The 16244-nt window shown below is 64.5% G+C and carries 18 protein-coding genes; 16 read left to right on the top strand and 2 right to left on the bottom strand.

Annotation, left to right across the window (positions count from 1 at the left end; genetic code table 11):
• The first annotated feature begins 32 nt into the window (after positions 1–32).
• On the top strand, positions 33–389 hold the full coding sequence (locus tag QF040_RS25420; protein ID WP_429613330.1) for an SRPBCC family protein: 357 nt from the start codon (positions 33–35) through the stop codon (positions 387–389).
• 10 nt (positions 390–399) lie between these two features.
• Here QF040_RS25420 and yiaA read toward each other — a convergent pair whose 3' ends face one another.
• Positions 400–840, bottom strand: coding sequence for an inner membrane protein YiaA (gene yiaA, locus QF040_RS25425; protein ID WP_306881247.1), 441 nt, complete (start codon positions 838–840; stop codon positions 400–402).
• Between the two features lie 117 nt (positions 841–957).
• Here yiaA and QF040_RS25430 point away from each other — a divergent pair, with 117 nt between their 5' ends.
• Complete coding sequence (locus QF040_RS25430; protein ID WP_429613331.1) at positions 958–1686, top strand: hypothetical protein; 729 nt, start codon at positions 958–960, stop codon at positions 1684–1686.
• A gap of 24 nt (positions 1687–1710) precedes the next feature.
• On the opposite strand, the gene argC is transcribed toward QF040_RS25430, so the two are convergent.
• Complete coding sequence (gene argC, locus QF040_RS25435) at positions 1711–2634, bottom strand: N-acetyl-gamma-glutamyl-phosphate reductase (protein WP_429613332.1); 924 nt, start codon at positions 2632–2634, stop codon at positions 1711–1713.
• Between the two features lie 206 nt (positions 2635–2840).
• Between argC and sucC the strand changes: the two genes are divergently transcribed.
• The 14 genes from sucC (at position 2841) to QF040_RS25505 (ending at position 16240) form a co-directional block, all read left to right on the top strand.
• On the top strand, positions 2841–4007 hold the full coding sequence (sucC, locus tag QF040_RS25440; protein ID WP_013544259.1) for an ADP-forming succinate--CoA ligase subunit beta: 1167 nt from the start codon (positions 2841–2843) through the stop codon (positions 4005–4007).
• Positions 4008–4017: 10 nt separating this feature from the next.
• Positions 4018–4911, top strand: coding sequence for a succinate--CoA ligase subunit alpha (gene sucD / locus QF040_RS25445; RefSeq protein ID WP_013544258.1), 894 nt, complete (start codon positions 4018–4020; stop codon positions 4909–4911).
• A 118-nt stretch (positions 4912–5029) separates the two neighbouring features.
• Complete coding sequence (locus QF040_RS25450) at positions 5030–5713, top strand: TerC family protein (protein WP_013544257.1); 684 nt, start codon at positions 5030–5032, stop codon at positions 5711–5713.
• A gap of 34 nt (positions 5714–5747) precedes the next feature.
• Positions 5748–6557 (top strand): Stp1/IreP family PP2C-type Ser/Thr phosphatase, encoded by an 810-nt coding sequence (locus QF040_RS25455; RefSeq protein ID WP_307511671.1) that lies wholly within the window; start codon positions 5748–5750, stop codon positions 6555–6557.
• A 69-nt stretch (positions 6558–6626) separates the two neighbouring features.
• Positions 6627–7280, top strand: coding sequence for an FHA domain-containing protein (locus QF040_RS25460; RefSeq protein WP_307511670.1), 654 nt, complete (start codon positions 6627–6629; stop codon positions 7278–7280).
• A 54-nt stretch (positions 7281–7334) separates the two neighbouring features.
• Positions 7335–9587 carry a CHASE2 domain-containing protein gene (locus tag QF040_RS25465; RefSeq protein ID WP_429613333.1) on the top strand — a complete coding sequence of 751 codons (2253 nt, stop codon included), beginning with the start codon at positions 7335–7337 and terminating at the stop codon, positions 9585–9587.
• Positions 9588–9640: 53 nt separating this feature from the next.
• Complete coding sequence (locus QF040_RS25470; RefSeq protein WP_429614693.1) at positions 9641–10444, top strand: 3',5'-cyclic-nucleotide phosphodiesterase; 804 nt, start codon at positions 9641–9643, stop codon at positions 10442–10444.
• 204 nt (positions 10445–10648) lie between these two features.
• Positions 10649–11095, top strand: a complete 447-nt coding sequence (locus QF040_RS25475; protein ID WP_429613334.1) for a pilin — start codon at positions 10649–10651, stop codon at positions 11093–11095.
• 171 nt (positions 11096–11266) lie between these two features.
• Positions 11267–11725 (top strand): pilin, encoded by a 459-nt coding sequence (locus QF040_RS25480; protein WP_429613335.1) that lies wholly within the window; start codon positions 11267–11269, stop codon positions 11723–11725.
• A 266-nt stretch (positions 11726–11991) separates the two neighbouring features.
• Positions 11992–13518, top strand: coding sequence for a PglL family O-oligosaccharyltransferase (locus tag QF040_RS25485; protein ID WP_429613336.1), 1527 nt, complete (start codon positions 11992–11994; stop codon positions 13516–13518).
• A gap of 238 nt (positions 13519–13756) precedes the next feature.
• Positions 13757–14227, top strand: coding sequence for a GspH/FimT family pseudopilin (locus QF040_RS25490; protein ID WP_429613337.1), 471 nt, complete (start codon positions 13757–13759; stop codon positions 14225–14227).
• Positions 14228–14257: 30 nt separating this feature from the next.
• On the top strand, positions 14258–14791 hold the full coding sequence (gene pilV / locus QF040_RS25495) for a type IV pilus modification protein PilV (protein WP_429613338.1): 534 nt from the start codon (positions 14258–14260) through the stop codon (positions 14789–14791).
• A 4-nt stretch (positions 14792–14795) separates the two neighbouring features.
• Positions 14796–15653 (top strand): prepilin-type N-terminal cleavage/methylation domain-containing protein, encoded by an 858-nt coding sequence (locus QF040_RS25500; RefSeq protein WP_429613339.1) that lies wholly within the window; start codon positions 14796–14798, stop codon positions 15651–15653.
• Complete coding sequence (locus QF040_RS25505; protein WP_429613340.1) at positions 15650–16240, top strand: pilus assembly PilX family protein; 591 nt, start codon at positions 15650–15652, stop codon at positions 16238–16240. Before QF040_RS25500 ends, QF040_RS25505 begins: the two co-directional genes overlap by 4 nt.
• Positions 16241–16244: the final 4 nt, after the last annotated feature.

A 16244-nucleotide genomic window follows, 5' to 3' on the forward strand; every position in this document is an offset into this window, starting at 1 on the left:
CATCGTGCAGCGCGTGGCTTGCGAGTGGCGCCGTGCCTACCAGGTCGCCCGCCGATCCGATGCGATTGCCCGACTGGGCCAGCGGTCTCGCCAAGAGCGCGTTGCTGCCACAGGGCGACCACTGGATCGTGCGCACGCCCGAGAGCGGCGATGCCCGCATGCGTTTTGCGCCCACCAACGACTTCGGTGTGCTCGACCACTGGGTCGCGCCCGAAGGCGTGCCCGAGGTCTACCTGCCGTTCCGCGTGATCGGCGTGGCGCCGGACGCCTGCGAGCTGCAGTTCACGCTGCTGCGCCAGCCGCACATGGACAACGCGGCCTTCGAGCGCGATGCCGCGTGGATCGCGCGCGACCTGCAGGCGCTGAAGCGGTTGCTCGAGGCGGGCTGAGCCGCGGGCTTCAGCTGGCTTCGGGCGTGTCGTCGAACGCCGGGGCTTCGCCCTTGTGCGCCGCGATGTCGCGCACGTTCTTCTGCACCGCCACCGCGCCGAAGAGGCTCAGCAGGAAGGCCATGGCGTAGAAGCCTTTTTCGCTGGCCGCCAGCGTGGCGTTGAAGAGGCCGACCGAGAGCAGGGCGACCGACAGCAGCAGCGAGATCCAGCACAGGCCGTAGTAGATGCCGGTCACGGTCATGCCCTCGATGCGGTCGCGCACCGTCTTTTGCAGCGACACGGCGGAGAAGAGGCCGTACATGAGGATGGTGAAGTAGTAGCCCTTCTCGTTGAGCTGCATCGAGGCGTTCCACAGCCCGATGAGGTAGACGATGGCGCCGATGATCAGCGCGGCCCAGGAGGCGGCGACAAATGCGCCGGTCGGTTTCTGAAATTTGACTGTTGCCATGGCGATCCCTCTCCTCGTTGTGATGTGGGCGCGATTATGGTGTTGGATGCCGATGGCATGATCTGCGGCGACCGGCCTCGTGCGAGGCGGCGTGAAAAAAAACCGGAGGAGCTTTCCATGTCATCTGAACCCGTCAACCAACCCTCTCTCGTCCGCACCGGCGCCAAGGCCGGACTCTCCTTCGCTGGCTCGGTCATCAAGGGCGGATTGCTCGGCGTGGTGCTCGGTGGTGGGGTCTTCTTTTTCTACCTGAGCCAGCTGAATGGGCCGGGCAATACAGCGGCGCGGGCCGGCGGTGCCGGGGCCATCGTGGCGCTCGTCACTTCGCCGCCGGTGCTGATCGCGGTGCTGCTGCTCCTGTTCGTGGTCGTCTACACGATGCTGGGCGTGCATCAAGGGCGCGCCAAGGCGATGCAGCACCTGGTTGCGGCGCGTGGCGAGGCGGTGTCGCAGCGGCTGGCGGGCGCCGTCGCGGGCCGCATCGAGGCGATGCCGCGCACGCACGGCGCGCTGCAGCGGACGGCCGACTGGCTGTCGGTCGATGCATTGACCAAGCAACTCGCACCGGTGCTGGGCGAGAGCAAGGCGGTGCGATCGGTGGTGGCCTTCGTGCTGAACCGCCTGCCGTTGAGCGACATGCTGGCCGAATGGCAGCAAGGCCGCGCCGCGCAGGGAGAGCCGGTGGCGGGGGAGGGCGCGGCGCAAGACCCGGCGCTTCGCGCGCTGCTCACGCGCCGCATCAACGAGACGCTGCAGGAGATGTCGACGCCTTCGCGCAAGCCGCTCTATATCGCGCTGGGCGCGCACGCCGTACTGCTGGGCGTGGGCCTGTGGCTCGTCAAGTAAGAGGAAAGAGAAGGTGCGTGGCGCTCAGAGCGCCAGCATCAGCTTCAGGTTCTGCACCGCGGCGCCGCTGGCGCCCTTGCCCAGGTTGTCCAGGCGCGCGATCACCACGGCATGGCGGTGGTCTTCGTTCGGGAACACGCGGATCTCGAGCTGGTTGGTGTCGTTGAGCGCCAGCGCGTCGAGCTTGCCGCTCTCGGTGGGCGGCAGCACCTTCACGAATTGCTCGGGCGTGTTGCTGCGCGCGTAGTGCGCGGTGAGCGCATCCTGCAGGTCGCCAGACTTCGGCTTGCCGGGCAGCAGGTCGAGGTGCAGCGGCAACTGAACCAGCATGCCCTGCTTGAAATTGCCCACCGAAGGAATGAAGACCGGCCGGCGGGTGAGGCCGGTGTACGCCATGATTTCGGGAATGTGCTTGTGCTTCAGGCCCAGCGCGTAGGTCTCGAACAGCGGCGCCTTGCCGCCTTCGTACTCCTCGATCATGGCGCGGCCACCGCCCGAATAGCCGCTCACCGAGGGCAGCGACACCGGGAAGTCGACTGGAAGGATCCCCGCATCGACCAGCGGACGCAGCATGGCGATGGCGCCGGTCGCGTAGCAGCCGGGGTTGCCGACGCGGTTGGCCTTTGCCACGGCCTGCCAGTGGCCTTCGACCAGTTCGGGAAAGCCGAAGACCCAGCCGGGCGCCACGCGGTGCGCGGTGGAGGCGTCGATGATCTTGGGCTTCTTGCCGGGCAACTGGTCGATCAGGGCGACCGACTCGCGGGCCGCGTCGTCATGCAGGCACAGCACCACGAGATCGACGCCGGCCATGAGTTCGCGCTTGGCGTTCACGTCCTTGCGCAGCTCGGACGCGATGCTCACGAGCTCGATCTGCGGCATCGTCTGCAGCCGCTCGCGAATCTGAAGGCCGGTGGTGCCGGCTTCGCCGTCGATGAAAACCTTGGCCATATCGGAGTGTGCGTAGAGTGACTAGAAGAAAGTACGTATTGACCGCAACCGCACGTCGAGTATTGGTGCGGCGCACCATGATACAGTCCGCGGTTGTTCGCCGCCCCCAGCCGTCAGGCTGCCGTCGCCCGCGAGCAACAGAGCCAAAGAAGCCTCAGACCCCAGATCTCCCGTTCTCAACTTCCTCCTTCCGAGAGACATCCCTCATGAAGATTCACGAGTACCAAGGCAAGGAAATCCTTGCCAAGTTCGGCGTGCCGGTGCCGCGCGGCATCCCGGCATACACGGTTCAGGAGGCTGTCGAAGCCGCCCAGAAGCTTGGAGGCCCGGTCTGGGTCGTCAAGGCCCAGATCCACGCGGGTGGCCGCGGCAAGGGCGGTGGCGTCAAGGTCGCCAAGTCGATCGAAGACGTCAAGAAGCTGGCCGGCGAAATCCTCGGCATGCAGCTCAAGACCCACCAGACCGGCCCCGAAGGCCAGAAGGTGCGCCGCCTCTACATCGAAGATGGCGCCGACATCAACAAGGAATACTACGTTTCGGCCGTGACCGACCGCGCGACCCAGAAGGTCGCGTTCATCGCTTCGAGCGAAGGCGGCATGGACATCGAGGAAGTGGCTCACTCCTCGCCGGAAAAGATCATCACCGTGTTCGCGGACCCCGAAAAGGGCCTGACCGACGAACAGGCCAAGCAGATCGCCGACGGCATCGGCATGCCGGCCGACTCGACCGCGCAGACGGTCGACATCCTCAAGAAGCTCTACGCCTGCTACATGGAGACGGACGCCTCGCTGGTCGAGATCAACCCGCTCAACCGTGACAGCAAGGGCAATGTCATGGCGTTGGACGCCAAGTTCAACTTCGACAGCAACGCGCTGTTCCGCCACCCCGAAATCGTGGCCCTGCGCGACCTCGACGAAGAAGACGCGGCCGAAGTCGAAGCTTCGAAGTTCGACCTCGCCTACATCTCGCTCGACGGCAACATCGGCTGCCTGGTGAACGGTGCCGGCCTGGCCATGGCCACCATGGACACCATCAAGCTGTTCGGCGGCGAGCCGGCCAACTTCCTGGACGTGGGCGGCGGCGCTACCCCCGAGAAGGTCACCGAAGCCTTCAAGATCATGCTGAAGAACAAGAACGTGGAAGCCATCCTCGTGAACATCTTCGGCGGCATCATGAAGTGCGACACCATCGCCACCGGCGTGATCGCAGCCTGCAAGGCCGTGAACCTGCAAGTGCCGCTGGTCGTTCGCATGAAGGGCACCAACGAAGTCGAAGGCAAGAAGCTGCTGGCCGATTCGGGCCTGCCGATCATCAGCGCCGACACCATGGCGGACGCGGCCCAGAAGGTCGTCGCAGCAGTCAAGAAGGCCTAAGGAAAAAGTCATGTCGATCTATATCAACAAAGACACCAAAGTCATCACGCAAGGCATCACCGGCAAGACCGGCCAGTTCCACACCGAGAAGTGCCAGGAATACGCGAACGGCAAGAACGCCTTCGTGGCGGGCGTGAACCCGAAGAAGGCCGGCGAGTCGATCTTCAACATCCCGATCTTCGGTTCGGTGAAGGAAGCCGCTTCGCAAACCGGCGCCACCGTGTCGGTGATCTACGTGCCGCCGGCAGGCGCCGCGGCCGCCATCTGGGAAGCTGTCGAAGCCGACCTGGACCTGGCGATCTGCATCACCGAAGGCATCCCGGTTCGCGACATGCTCGAAGTGCGCAACAAGATGAAGGCCAAGGAAGCGGCCGGCGGCAAGAAGACCTTGCTGCTGGGCCCGAACTGCCCCGGCCTCATCACGCCCGACGAAATCAAGATCGGCATCATGCCCGGCCACATCCACCGCAAGGGCCGCATCGGCGTGGTCTCGCGCTCGGGCACGCTCACGTATGAAGCCGTGGCGCAGCTGACCGAAATCGGCCTCGGCCAATCGTCGGCAGTGGGTATTGGCGGCGACCCGATCAATGGCCTGAAGCACATCGATGTGATGAAGGCCTTCAACGACGATCCGGACACCGACGCCGTCATCATGATCGGCGAAATCGGCGGCCCCGACGAAGCCGACGCGGCCCGCTGGTGCAAGGAACACATGAAGAAGCCGGTCGTCGGTTTCATCGCCGGTGTCACCGCCCCTCCGGGCAAGCGCATGGGCCACGCCGGCGCGCTGATCTCGGGCGGTGCCGACACGGCCGATGCCAAGCTCGCCATCATGGAAGAGTGCGGCTTCACCGTGACGCGCAACTTCTCGGAACTGGCCAAGCTGCTCAAGGCCAAGCTGTAAGAGACGGGTGCAGGACACCGGCCACAGAGCCGGGTCATGCGAGGACCACAGAAATAAAAAAGCGCCCGCACTCGATTGCGGGCGCTTTTTTCAAATAAAACACAGTGGGATCAGAGACATGGAACTCCTTCAAAGCACAGATTTCTGGATCGGTCTGGTCAAGATCATCTGGATCAACATCATTCTTTCGGGCGACAACGCCGTGGTGATCGCCATGGCGGCGCGCTCGCTGCCGCCTGCGCAGCAGAAAAAAGCCGTTCTGTTCGGCTCGGGCGCGGCCGTGGTGCTGCGGATCGTGCTGACGGTGGTGGCGGCCAAGCTGCTGGCGCTGCCTTACCTGCAGATCGTCGGCGGCCTGCTGCTGCTGTGGATCGGCCTGCAACTGCTGAGCGAAGAAGACGACGGCGAGGGCGAATCCAAGGAATACGGCAGCATGATGGTCGCGGTGCGCACCATCCTCCTGGCCGACCTGGTGATGAGCCTGGACAACGTGATCGCCGTCGCGGCGGCCGCGCAGGGCAGCATGGTCCTGCTGGTCCTGGGCCTGGCGATCAGCATTCCCCTGGTCATTTTCGGCAGCACGCTCATGATCAAGCTCATGGAACGCTTCCCGATCATCGTCATGCTGGGCGCCGCGCTGATCGGCTGGGTCGGCGGCGAGACCATCGTGAGCGACGTCGCGCTGCGCGACGTGCTGGTGGCCAACCCCTGGTTGCACTACGCGGCGGCTGCCGCCGGTGCGGTGTTCGTCGTGGCCGCGGGCCGTCTGCTGCAACGGCGTGCCCACGCCGCTGCACACTGAGCCTTTTTTACCCGCCGGCCGACGCACGCAGACCATGGCGAGCCTCGGCGCATCCCTTTTCTCGAACCGGCCGGCGCTGTGCTGGGAGTACGCCGCGCTGACCGACACCGGCCGCGTGCGCGCCCACAACGAGGATGCCGTTCACGTCGACCCCGCGCTCGGGCTGGCCGTGCTGGCCGACGGCATGGGAGGCTACAAGGGCGGCGAGGTCGCGAGCGCGATGGCCGTCTCGCTGGTGCATGCCAGCTTCGGCCGCTGGTTCGCCCAAGGCGGGCCGCAGGCGCCGGCGCGCGTGGTGCGCCGGGCGCTGCAGGCCGCCACGGACGAGGCGAATGCATCGATCCTCCATGCCGGCACGACCCAGGCGGAACTGCAGGGCATGGGAACGACCCTGGTGCTCGCGGCCTTCCAGACGCAGCGCGTGCTGGTCGGCCACATCGGCGACTCGCGCTGCTATCGCCTGCGCAACAACAAGCTCGAGTTGCTCACGCGCGACCATTCGCTGCGCCAGCAGCAGCTCGACGCCGGCGCCATCACCCCCGAGGAAGCGCTGAGTTCGCCCACCCGCAACCTCGTGACCCGGGCAGTCGGCGTGGAGGCCCAAGTCTTGCTGGAAATGCATGAACACAGCGCAAGACCCGGCGATCTCTATATGCTTTGTTCCGACGGTCTCAGCGAGATGGTGACCGATGCGCAGCTCTTCACGCTTTTAGAACACGATGCCGGCCTTCAGAAAAAAGCGCAACTTTTGGTTGCAATTGCAAACGACAATGGCGGCCGGGACAACATTTCGGTTGTTCTGGCAAGGGCGGACGTTGGCGACACGTCCCGCATGGCCGGCTAGCGGGCCGCAGCGGCAACCCGCCGCCGCGCTTGCGATCGATACAGTTCTGCACTTGAGGGGTAGCCGGCAATGCCGAAGATGATCATTTCGGTCGATGGCGTTGTCATCGGGCAAGTGGCGCTCGCCAAGGACCGCACGACGCTGGGCCGGCGCGCCTACAACGACATCGTGATCGACAACCTGGCGGTCAGCGGCGAGCATGCCGTGCTGCACATGAGCGATGGCGAAGTCCAAATTGAAGATCTCAACAGCACCAACGGCACGTACGTCAATGCGCTGGCCGTCCAGAAGCAGACGCTCGAGGACAACGACGTCATCGAGGTCGGCGGCTGCCGCATCCACTTTCGCGCCCGCAGCAATCTGGCCGTCGGCGCTTCTTCCTCGACGCGCACGGCGCCGGGCGAGTTCTCCACTTCCATTCCGCTGTCTTCGGCACCCACGGAATCCGGGGCGCTCATCGAGCTCGGCGTTCCGATGCTTCGCGTGCTCTCGGGCGGCAGTGACAACCATGATGTGCCGCTGCAGAAGGTTGTCACCACCATCGGCAAGCCCGGCGTGGCCGTCGCGGTCGTCACGCGCCGCCGGCAGGGTTATGTGGCCGCCAGCGTCATGGGCGATGTCACGCTCAACGGCGCGGTGCTCGGCACCGATGCCGTCGCCTTGCAGGAGCGCGACGTGCTCGAACTCGGCGGCGCCACGCGCATGCAGTTCGTGCGGGTCTGAGCGTCTTTTTCCTCTCATTCCACGGTGCGGCGCAGGCCGGCTGATCGAGGCGCCATGAACGCGCTGCAGCGGCATTGGCCGCGCATTGCCATCACGCTGCTGCCGGTGCTGCTGGCGCTGGCGCATGCCACCGGTCTTTGGCAGTTGTCGACGCTCGAGCGCCTCGACCACCTGATCTACGACATGCGCCTGCGCGCCACCATGCCGCGGACGCTGGACACGCGCGTCGTGATCGTCGATGTCGACGACGCGAGCCTCGCGCGCCAGGGGCAGTGGCCCTGGGCGCGCGACACGATGGCGCGTCTGACGACCGAGCTCCTGGTTCGCCAGCAGGTGGCCGTGCTCGGATTCGACGTCATGTTCCTCGAGCCCGACCGGAGTTCGGGCCTCCAGAGACTGCGCCAGATCGCGAGCGGGCCGCTGCGCAACATGACCGGTCTTGCCGCCGAGATCGAACGGCTCGCGCCCACGCTCGATCACGACATCACCTTCGCCGCGGCGCTGCGCAACCGGCGCGTCGCACTCGGCTACTACTTCACCCGGACGCCGGTGCCGAGCGCCAAAGGGCAATTGCCGTCCGCGCCGCTGCTGCCGCCCGACACCTTTCCGCAAGGCGCCTCCTACGCCACCGCCTGGAGCGGTTTCGGCGCCAGCCTTCCAATGCTGGCGGAGGCCGCGCCCGTCGCGGGCTTCCTGAACACGCTGATCGGCGAGGCCGGCGACGGCGTCATTCGCAGCGTGCCGCTCATCGCGCGCTACGAAGGCGAGCACGCGAACCCCGGCTACTACGAGTCGCTGGCCCTGGCCGTCTACCGGCTTGCGAACGGATCGCCGCCGGTGCGGCCGCTCCTCGCGCCGGGCGGCGCCATGCAGCGGCTCGACTCGCTGGCGCTCGGGCGCCTGCGCATTCCCGTCGACCAGAACGCCAGCATGCAAGTGCCGTTTCGCGGACCCGGCGGCGCGGACGGCGGATCGTTCCGCTACGTGGCGGCTGCCGATGTGGTCGAAGGCCGGCTCGCGCCCGGCGAGTTGAAAGACAAGATCGTGCTCATGGGCGCGACGGCGCCCGGCCTGCAGGACCTGCGCGCGACACCCGTCGGCGCGGCGTTTCCGGGTGTCGAGGTGCACGCGAACATCGTCTCGGGCCTGCTCGATCAGCGCCTGCTCGCCGTGCCGGATTACGCGCCCGGCTACGACGTGCTGACGGTGCTGGTCGCGGGGCTCGTGCTGGCGTTCGGCCTGTCGCTGCTGTCAGCGCCGCGGGCGGTCCTGCTGGGCGCGGGAACGGCTGCGGTGCTGGTCGGCCTGAACACCTGGCTCTACATCGGCCACAGCCTCGTGCTGCCGCTCGCGTCGGCGCTCGTCATGACGGCGCTTGCCTTCGCGCTCAACATGAGCTGGGGCTACTTCGTCGAATCGCGCGCGCGGCGCGGGCTGGTGCGGCTCTTCGGCACCTACGTGCCGCCGCAGCTGGTCGACGAAATGCTCGTGCGCCCGGGCAGCTACAGCATGCGCGCCGAGAGCAAGGAAATGACCGTCCTGTTCTGCGACATGCGCGACTTCACCCGCCTCTCGGAGCAGATGGCGCCGGCCGAACTGCAGGCCTTCCTGAACACCGTTTTCAGCCGCCTCACCAACGTCATCAGCGCCCACCGCGGCACCGTCGACAAGTACATGGGCGATTGCGTCATGGCCTTCTGGGGCGCGCCGATCGACACGCCCGACCACGCCGCGCTGGCCGTGCGCGCGGCCCTCGACATGGCCGATGCCGTGCGCGACATCAACCGCATCCACCGCGCGAGCGGCCGCCCCGAGATCAGCGTGGGCATCGGCATCAACAGCGGCGTGATGAGCGTCGGCGACATGGGCTCGGCCGCGCGGCGCAGCTATACCGTGGTCGGCGATGCGGTCAATCTCGCATCGCGGCTCGAAGGCCTCAGCGGGCACTACGGCGTCGAGATCGTGGCCAGCGGCACAACGCGCGACCTCGCACCCGACTGCTGCACCTGGCAGGAGCTGGACAGCGTGCTCGTCAAGGGCAGGGCGCAGGCCGTGGCCGTCTTCACGCCGCTCACCACCGAAGCTGCCATTGCGGCCCAGCGAACGGGGCAGTTGCAGCGCTGGAGCCAGGTGCTCGCGGCCTACCGCCGCCAGGACTGGGCCACCGGCCGGAACCTGCTCGCGCCCCTGCTCGCGGCCGACGCGAAAAAAGTCCTTTACCAGCTCTACGCCCAGCGTTTAGCCTCGATGGCGTTGCGGCCGCAAGACCCGGGCTGGGACGGCGCAACCCGGTTCGAAACCAAATGACGACAGACACCTGCGCATGCGCGCAGCCCAACACCTTCAAGGGGTCTCTCACAATGCAGGTTCGTGTGCTGGGTTGCTCAGGCGCCATCGCCAAAGACTGCCGCACGACCTCGTTCCTGGTCGACACGGACCTGCTCGTCGATGCCGGCACCGGTGTCGGCGACCTAACCCTCGACGAGATGGCGCGCATCGACGATGTCGTGCTCACCCACAGCCACCTCGACCACATCGCCGCACTCCCGTTGATGCTCGATGCCGTCGGCAGCCGCCGCACCCAGCCGCTGCGCGTGCATGCGCTGCGCGCCACCATCGAGGCGCTGCGGGCGCATGTGTTCAACAACGTCATCTGGCCCGATTTCGAGAGCATCCCGAGCCCCGAGGCGCCGTTCGTGAGCTTTCACGACATCTCGGTCGGCCAGGTGCTGCAACTGGGCACCAGCGCGCCCAAGCTCATCGAGGTGCTGCCGGCCGTCCACACCGTGCCGGCCTGCGGCTTTGCCGTGCGCCACGCCACCGGCGGCGCGCATTGGGTCTTCAGCGGCGACACCGAGCGCAACGCGCCCTTCTGGGACCGCGTCAACGCGCTCGACGTGGCGATGCTGGTCATCGAAACGGCTTTCAGCAGTCGCGAGCAGGCGCTGGCGGAACGCAGCCAGCACCTGTCGCCAGAGGTGCTGGCCGATGAGCTGTCGCACATCGATCCGGGGAAGCGCTATCCGATCTACATCACCCACACCAAACCGGCGGAAACCGAAGAAATCATGAGCCAGATCGAGACGCTGGCCGGGCGGCAGGTGGCGGGGCTGGCGCAGCGGGATATTCGCTGGCTGAAGGCGGATGGGATCCTGACTTTCTGATTCCTTGCTGGCTGCGTGGCATGACAAATTTGTCACTGCTTGTAGCATCTTGAAGCAAGTTGTGTCGCATGGTGTAACGCCAATGTGAACAAAATTGACGATTTTGGCTGGTGCGAGCGCGAAAACGGGGTGGCACGGATGCTGCGGAAGGTACTGCGCTCCGGGCTGGTTCCCGGGCTCTACAACCAACCTGGAGTTTTTCTCATGAACGTTCGCAAGATTGCCCGCCGCGCACAGGCCGGCTTCACCCTTATCGAATTGATGATCGTTGTGGCGATCATTGGTATCTTGGCTGCTATTGCCCTGCCTGCATACCAGGACTACGTTGCCAAGTCGCAGATCTCTGCTTCCCTGGCAGAAATCACCCCTGGCAAGGTCAATGTCGAAGATAAGGTGGCTGCAGGCAATGGCGACATCGCCACCCCGGCACTTCTCGGTCTTGCGGCTTCGACGAAACGTTGCAGCGCTATCGCTGTTGCCATCACCGCTGGCGCTGGCACGATCACCTGCACGATGATCGGCAGCACGCTGGTCAATGGCCAGACAATTACCTGGACGCGCACCGCTGATACCGCTGCTGCACAAGCTTCCTGGGCCTGCACTTCGAACGTTACGAAGACCAGCTTGGTTCCGAAGGAATGCCAAGCCTAATCCCAGGCATTTAAGCAAAAGCCGCCTCCGGGCGGCTTTTTTATGGCTAAATTTTTACTGCTGGTGATAATTAAGGTCCTGACCAGGAAGGCCTTCGAGAAGCTCAATAAAAATTTGCGAAAAATTTATCGAAACTGTTTGGCAATTTGAATTATTGCTGTGGAGATTGTTTTGATTGACTTGCCCTCTCCAGGATTGCAAAAAGGATTTGCCCTGATTGAATTGGTGATTGCTGTGGCAATTGTTGGAATTTTGGCTGCAATTTCTCTTCCAATGCTTCAGGAGAATATTGCTAAATCCCAAATAGCTGCCGGCCTTGCAGAAATCTCCCCTGCAAAAACCAATGTAGAAGCCAGGGTCATGGGGGGCATTGCATCAAATATTTCCACAGCCGCACTTGTTGGCTTTGTTAGTGAATCTAGCAACCGATGCATCTATAGCGTAATGGTCACTCCGACTGGCAACGCAACAATTCAATGCATCCTAAAAGGTATGCCGGCTATCGCGACAAGAAGGATCGTCTTGACCCGAACGCCAGACGTTGTAACGGGTGCGAGCGGCGTTTGGACATGTTCCACCAGCATCGCGGTGAGACTGCGACCCAAGGATTGCTCGACCTCGGCTATATAGTGCTGCGTTGCCACCTGAGTCACCAATGAAGTTTCCAGTGAGTGACGGTCCGCATCCCCTCCGATAAATCTTTTCTTGAGCCCGTAATAACCGTCGCACATCGTCAGCATACGAAATCGAGTGCGTCTATTTGCATGGTGTTGTTCGGACTGCCATTCATTTTTCCGTTCACCTCGGGCCCGTCGGTCAACTTCTGGCAACTGCTTGTCTCTTGGTTGTGCGTGGGCTTGCTTGCCTCAATCGGGTCAGCCGCAAGACCGCGTCGAATGCTGCTCGTGTGGTTCGCCACCGCAGCAGTTGTTGCTCTCCTCAGGCGTAGCCCAGAAATCGGTATCGGGCTTTCGCTGGCAACCTGCACCGCGACAATCGAGATCGGCATAGCCGCATGTGTCGGCGCCGGGTTGATTCGAGAGGACATGCGAGCGCCGCGCGCATTGGCACTTGGCCTGCTCGTCGCCGGACTCATCAACGCCGCAATCGGCCTGCTCCAGTACTACGGCCTCGCGGAGCCGTTTGCCCCATGGATTACCGAGCCGGGCATCGGTCAAGCCTACGGAAGCCTACGCCAAAGAAACCAGTTCGCCACCATGCTCAGCATGGCGCTGATCGCCGCGCTGTGGCTGCATGCCGGCGGTCGCGGCGTATGGCGCAGACGCTTGTTGATGGGCGCTTCAGGCCTCTTGACCGTAGGGCTCGCCGCATCGGTGTCGCGAACCGGGCTGCTGCAGCTGCTCCTCATCGTCGGACTGGCTGCATTCATGGCTCACCGCGAGCGCCGGGCTGCCGAAGCAGCCAACGGCGACTCCGTGTTCCGCCTGCCCTCACCCCTCGCATTGCTCGCACTGATCCCTCTGTACTTCGCAGCAAGTTGGCTGCTGCCGCTCCTGGTTGGCGGTGAAGTCCAGCAAATGTTTGGGCGCTTGCGCCACGGCGCATTGGCCGGCGAAAGCAGACTGAATCTTTGGAGCAACGTGCTGACGCTGATCTCGCAGCGCCCCTGGCTCGGATGGGGCTGGGGCGAACTGAGCTACGCGCACTACAGCACCCTGTATGCGGGTCCGCGCTTCCCTGTACTCCTCGACAACGCCCACAACCTGCCGTTGCACCTGGCCGCGGAACTCGGCATTCCCGCTGCGCTGCTGATCTGCGGCGGTTTTGTCTGGATGGTGATTGCAGCGCGGCCATGGGCCGAACGCTCTCCGACGCGACTGATGGCCTGGGGCTTGCTCGGCGTCATCCTGCTGCACAGCCTTCTCGAGTACCCACTTTGGTACGGTCCGTTTCAGCTGGTCTTTGGCGTCTGCCTCGGCATGCTGTGGCCGCGGACCCGTGGCAGCGGCAACGAATTGCCGCAACTTCCGGTCCGCAATCGCGGTTTCGCCGCGTTTGTCGGGGGACGCAAGTGGCTGACCCTCGCCGCCGTCACGCTGCTCGGCTGCCTGGGTTATGCCGCCTGGGACTACATCCGCATCAGTCAAATCTATTTGCCGCGCAGCGAACGCCTGAGCGTCTACCAGGACGACACGCTGGCCAAGCTGCAAGGCTCCTGGCTGTTCGCAAGCCAAGTGAAGTTTGCCGAACTCACGCTGACCGATGTCACCCCCGCCAATGCGGAGCGCATGTACGAAATGGCCCGGTCGACGGTCCATTTCTCGCCCGAGCCCCGCGTGGTCATCAAGCTGATCGAAAGCGCGCAGCTGTCCGGCCGTCCCGACGAAGCCCGAGCCGAGATCGAACGGTTTCGCATCGCATATCCGTCCGCGTACGAACTGTGGCTCAAGGGCAGCCGTTGATTTCTTCGGCAGCCTGAGCCTTCGTACCGGTCGATCGACTGCGGATGGAGAGTGCGTCCTTCCACTGGTGCCGATAAACGCCTGAAAGCTTCAGGCGCACGGGTCCGCCTTTCAGACAAACGGTCGCCTCGGGCGGGCGAGCGGACTCTCGCTCTGGTAACAATTGCAGGTACAAACGTTACTGTCAGAAACGTTCTTCACTTGAATTGACACCTCAGCTCGATAGCTCCGGCACGCAATGAACAAATCAGCTTCCCCACCGCAGCGGCAGAAAGGCTTCACCCTGATCGAGATGATGGTCGTCGTCGTCCTGGTCGGTATCTTGGCCGCGCTGGCGCTGCCGTCGTTCACCACCATGATCGCCAATCAGCGGGTGACTTCGGCCGCACAGGAGCTGCTGACCCTGCTCCAGTTCGCCCGCGCCGAGGGTGTCTACAAGCGTACGCAAACCACCGTGACCGTGGCGGGACAGACATGGCAAGCCAAGGCGGGGACGCAAGTGCTGCGCGAGGCGACGTTGTCCGATGCGGTGAGCGTCGTGCCCGGCTCCGCCGGCGGCGTGACCTTCGACCTGTCGGGCCAGGCCAGCGCTGCTGCCGGCGCCACGTCGTACGCGGTGACGTTTTCCGCCACCAACGCGACGCGCGTGCAGTGCCTCAGCGTGACCCGCGCGGGCCTGGTGCGGCTGCAAAGCCAAGCCTGCCCATGAAACCCCGGCATCTTTGACACGGTTTCTTCCATGCACATCCCTCGTTCTCCATCGTCGTCCCGGCAAGCGGGCATGAGCCTCATCGAGGTTCTCATGGCTGTGCTGCTGGTGAGTGTCGGCCTGCTCGGCGCCGCCGGCATGCACGTGCGCGCCATCCAATTCGGCACCGATACCGAGCGGCGCCAGATGGCATCCATGGTCGCGTCCGAATTGATGGAGACGATGCGCGGCGACACGCTCACCATCCTGCAAGCCGACGGCACGCCCAAGGGGGATCTGGGCGGCTACCTGAAAGCGGAGGGAACCGGCGTTGCAGCCGTCGCGGCAGCCGATTGCCAGCCGCTGGATTCGGCCCCGGCCAAGCGGCTGGGTTGCTGGGGGCTGCGCGCCAAGCAGCTCATGCCCGAGCTGTCCGATGACCTTGTCACGAGCAACTTTGCCGTCGGCCTGGATGCGACGAGCGGCGTGATCGCGATCACCGTCGCATGGCCGGTCAAGAAGGGCCAATGCCTGGATGGAAATGACAATGAATATTGCACCTTCACGTTGCGATCGAGGCTCTGAGCCCATGTCGCACAAATTTCCGCTGAAGCGGCGTGGCAGCGTCATCCCCCGCTCTCGAGCAGCCGAGCAAGGCATCTCGCTGGTGGAGCTCATGGTGGCCATTGCCGTGGGCCTCATCGTCATCCTGATCGCCACGACGATCTACATGGAAGGCCTGCGCAACTTCGGTTTCCGCACCAGCCAGAGCGAGAACCTCGGCAACAGCCGCTACACGCTGGCGACCCTGGAAAACGAGTTCACGAAGGCCGGCTACCGGCGCGACCCGACGCAGTCCATGGACGAGGCCTTTCCGGCCGATGCCGCCGCCCTTCCCAATGGCTGCCAATTCGCGCGGGGCGAGGCGATCAACATCAACGGCAGCGACCTGTGCATCCGTTATCAGCCGCGCGACGACAGTGAGAAAGACTGCGCGGGTTCGGCGGCGGGTATCGCCGGTTTGAAGCCTTATGAAGCGCCGCCCGCGCCGGCTCTGGGTGCGGGCCTGTTCGTTGAAAGGTACAAGGTCGCCGGTAACGCGCTGGTCTGCCAGGCCGGCAGTCAAGCTGCGGGCGGGGAAGAAGTGGCCGCCGGCGTGCAAGGCGTGTTTTTCGAGTTCGGCGTCGGCAAGGGCAGCGACTCGTTTGCCATGCGCCAGGTCGAGGCGTTCAAGTCCGGCGCTCTCGCGGCCGGCGATGTCATCCGTTCATTGCGTTATTCCGTCTTGCTGGCCAGTTCCGCCCAGAGGGTCACGGGCGGCGTGGAGTCGACCGTGTGCGCCCGTTGGGAAGCTGCGGGCGGTGCCGGCGCCAGTTGCGACGCCAGCAAGGGTCAGCTCTACCAGTTGTCCAGCGGATCCCTCACGTTGAGAAACCTGATGCCATGAGCGTGCCACGTCACCCCCTGCCTTCCTCCTCTTCCTCGCGGGCCCGCCAGCGCGGCGCCGCGCTGTTCGTCGCAATGATCATGATGCTGCTGGTGCTGGTGCTGGCTGTGGTCGGCATGCGCACCATCACGCTGGAGTCGCGCATTGCCGGCAACATGCTCCAGAGCCAAAGGCTGCAGGAAACGGCCGACGGTGCGTTGCGCCAAGGCGAACGCGCCATCCAGAAGTACGGCCTGTCGCTCGCCAAGTGCGCCGACGCTGCGACCAGCCCCCTCGACGGCGCGAAGCCGTGCTACGTCGGGGAAGCACGCACCGACGAGTTCGGGCTGAACACCTCGTTCGCCGTGAAAACCAAGGCCACCGGGTTCGGGTCCAGCTATCAAGACCCGTCCGGCTACTGGTATCCGCGCTACGTCTCCACGGTCTGCCCCAAGGGTTCGAGCGCCACATCCGCGCTCGAGGCCGCCGGCACCGGCTGCATGGAGTTCTACGAACTCAACGCCCAGGCCACCGCCGAGGCCAGCGTGCAAACCTGCGGCCCGCAGGCGTTCTGCCTGCGTTCCACGATCAATCTGTTCATCCAATAATCGA

Source organism: Variovorax sp. W2I14, from assembly GCF_050435205.1.
In the GTDB taxonomy this organism is placed as follows: domain Bacteria; phylum Pseudomonadota; class Gammaproteobacteria; order Burkholderiales; family Burkholderiaceae_C; genus Variovorax; species Variovorax paradoxus_C.

Coding starts and splice junctions, on each gene's coding strand:
- QF040_RS25475 (WP_429613334.1), top strand. CDS start 10,649: ATGAACGTTCGCAAGATTGCCCGCCGCGCACAGGCCGGCTTCACCCTT.
- pilV (WP_429613338.1), top strand. CDS start 14,258: ATGCACATCCCTCGTTCTCCATCGTCGTCCCGGCAAGCGGGCATGAGC.
- QF040_RS25450 (WP_013544257.1), top strand. CDS start 5,030: ATGGAACTCCTTCAAAGCACAGATTTCTGGATCGGTCTGGTCAAGATC.
- argC (WP_429613332.1), bottom strand. CDS start 2,634: ATGGCCAAGGTTTTCATCGACGGCGAAGCCGGCACCACCGGCCTTCAG.
- sucC (WP_013544259.1), top strand. CDS start 2,841: ATGAAGATTCACGAGTACCAAGGCAAGGAAATCCTTGCCAAGTTCGGC.
- QF040_RS25500 (WP_429613339.1), top strand. CDS start 14,796: ATGTCGCACAAATTTCCGCTGAAGCGGCGTGGCAGCGTCATCCCCCGC.
- sucD (WP_013544258.1), top strand. CDS start 4,018: ATGTCGATCTATATCAACAAAGACACCAAAGTCATCACGCAAGGCATC.
- QF040_RS25455 (WP_307511671.1), top strand. CDS start 5,748: ATGGCGAGCCTCGGCGCATCCCTTTTCTCGAACCGGCCGGCGCTGTGC.
- QF040_RS25470 (WP_429614693.1), top strand. CDS start 9,641: ATGCAGGTTCGTGTGCTGGGTTGCTCAGGCGCCATCGCCAAAGACTGC.
- QF040_RS25490 (WP_429613337.1), top strand. CDS start 13,757: ATGAACAAATCAGCTTCCCCACCGCAGCGGCAGAAAGGCTTCACCCTG.
- QF040_RS25460 (WP_307511670.1), top strand. CDS start 6,627: ATGCCGAAGATGATCATTTCGGTCGATGGCGTTGTCATCGGGCAAGTG.
- QF040_RS25430 (WP_429613331.1), top strand. CDS start 958: ATGTCATCTGAACCCGTCAACCAACCCTCTCTCGTCCGCACCGGCGCC.
- QF040_RS25505 (WP_429613340.1), top strand. CDS start 15,650: ATGAGCGTGCCACGTCACCCCCTGCCTTCCTCCTCTTCCTCGCGGGCC.
- QF040_RS25465 (WP_429613333.1), top strand. CDS start 7,335: ATGAACGCGCTGCAGCGGCATTGGCCGCGCATTGCCATCACGCTGCTG.
- QF040_RS25485 (WP_429613336.1), top strand. CDS start 11,992: ATGCTGCTCGTGTGGTTCGCCACCGCAGCAGTTGTTGCTCTCCTCAGG.
- yiaA (WP_306881247.1), bottom strand. CDS start 840: ATGGCAACAGTCAAATTTCAGAAACCGACCGGCGCATTTGTCGCCGCC.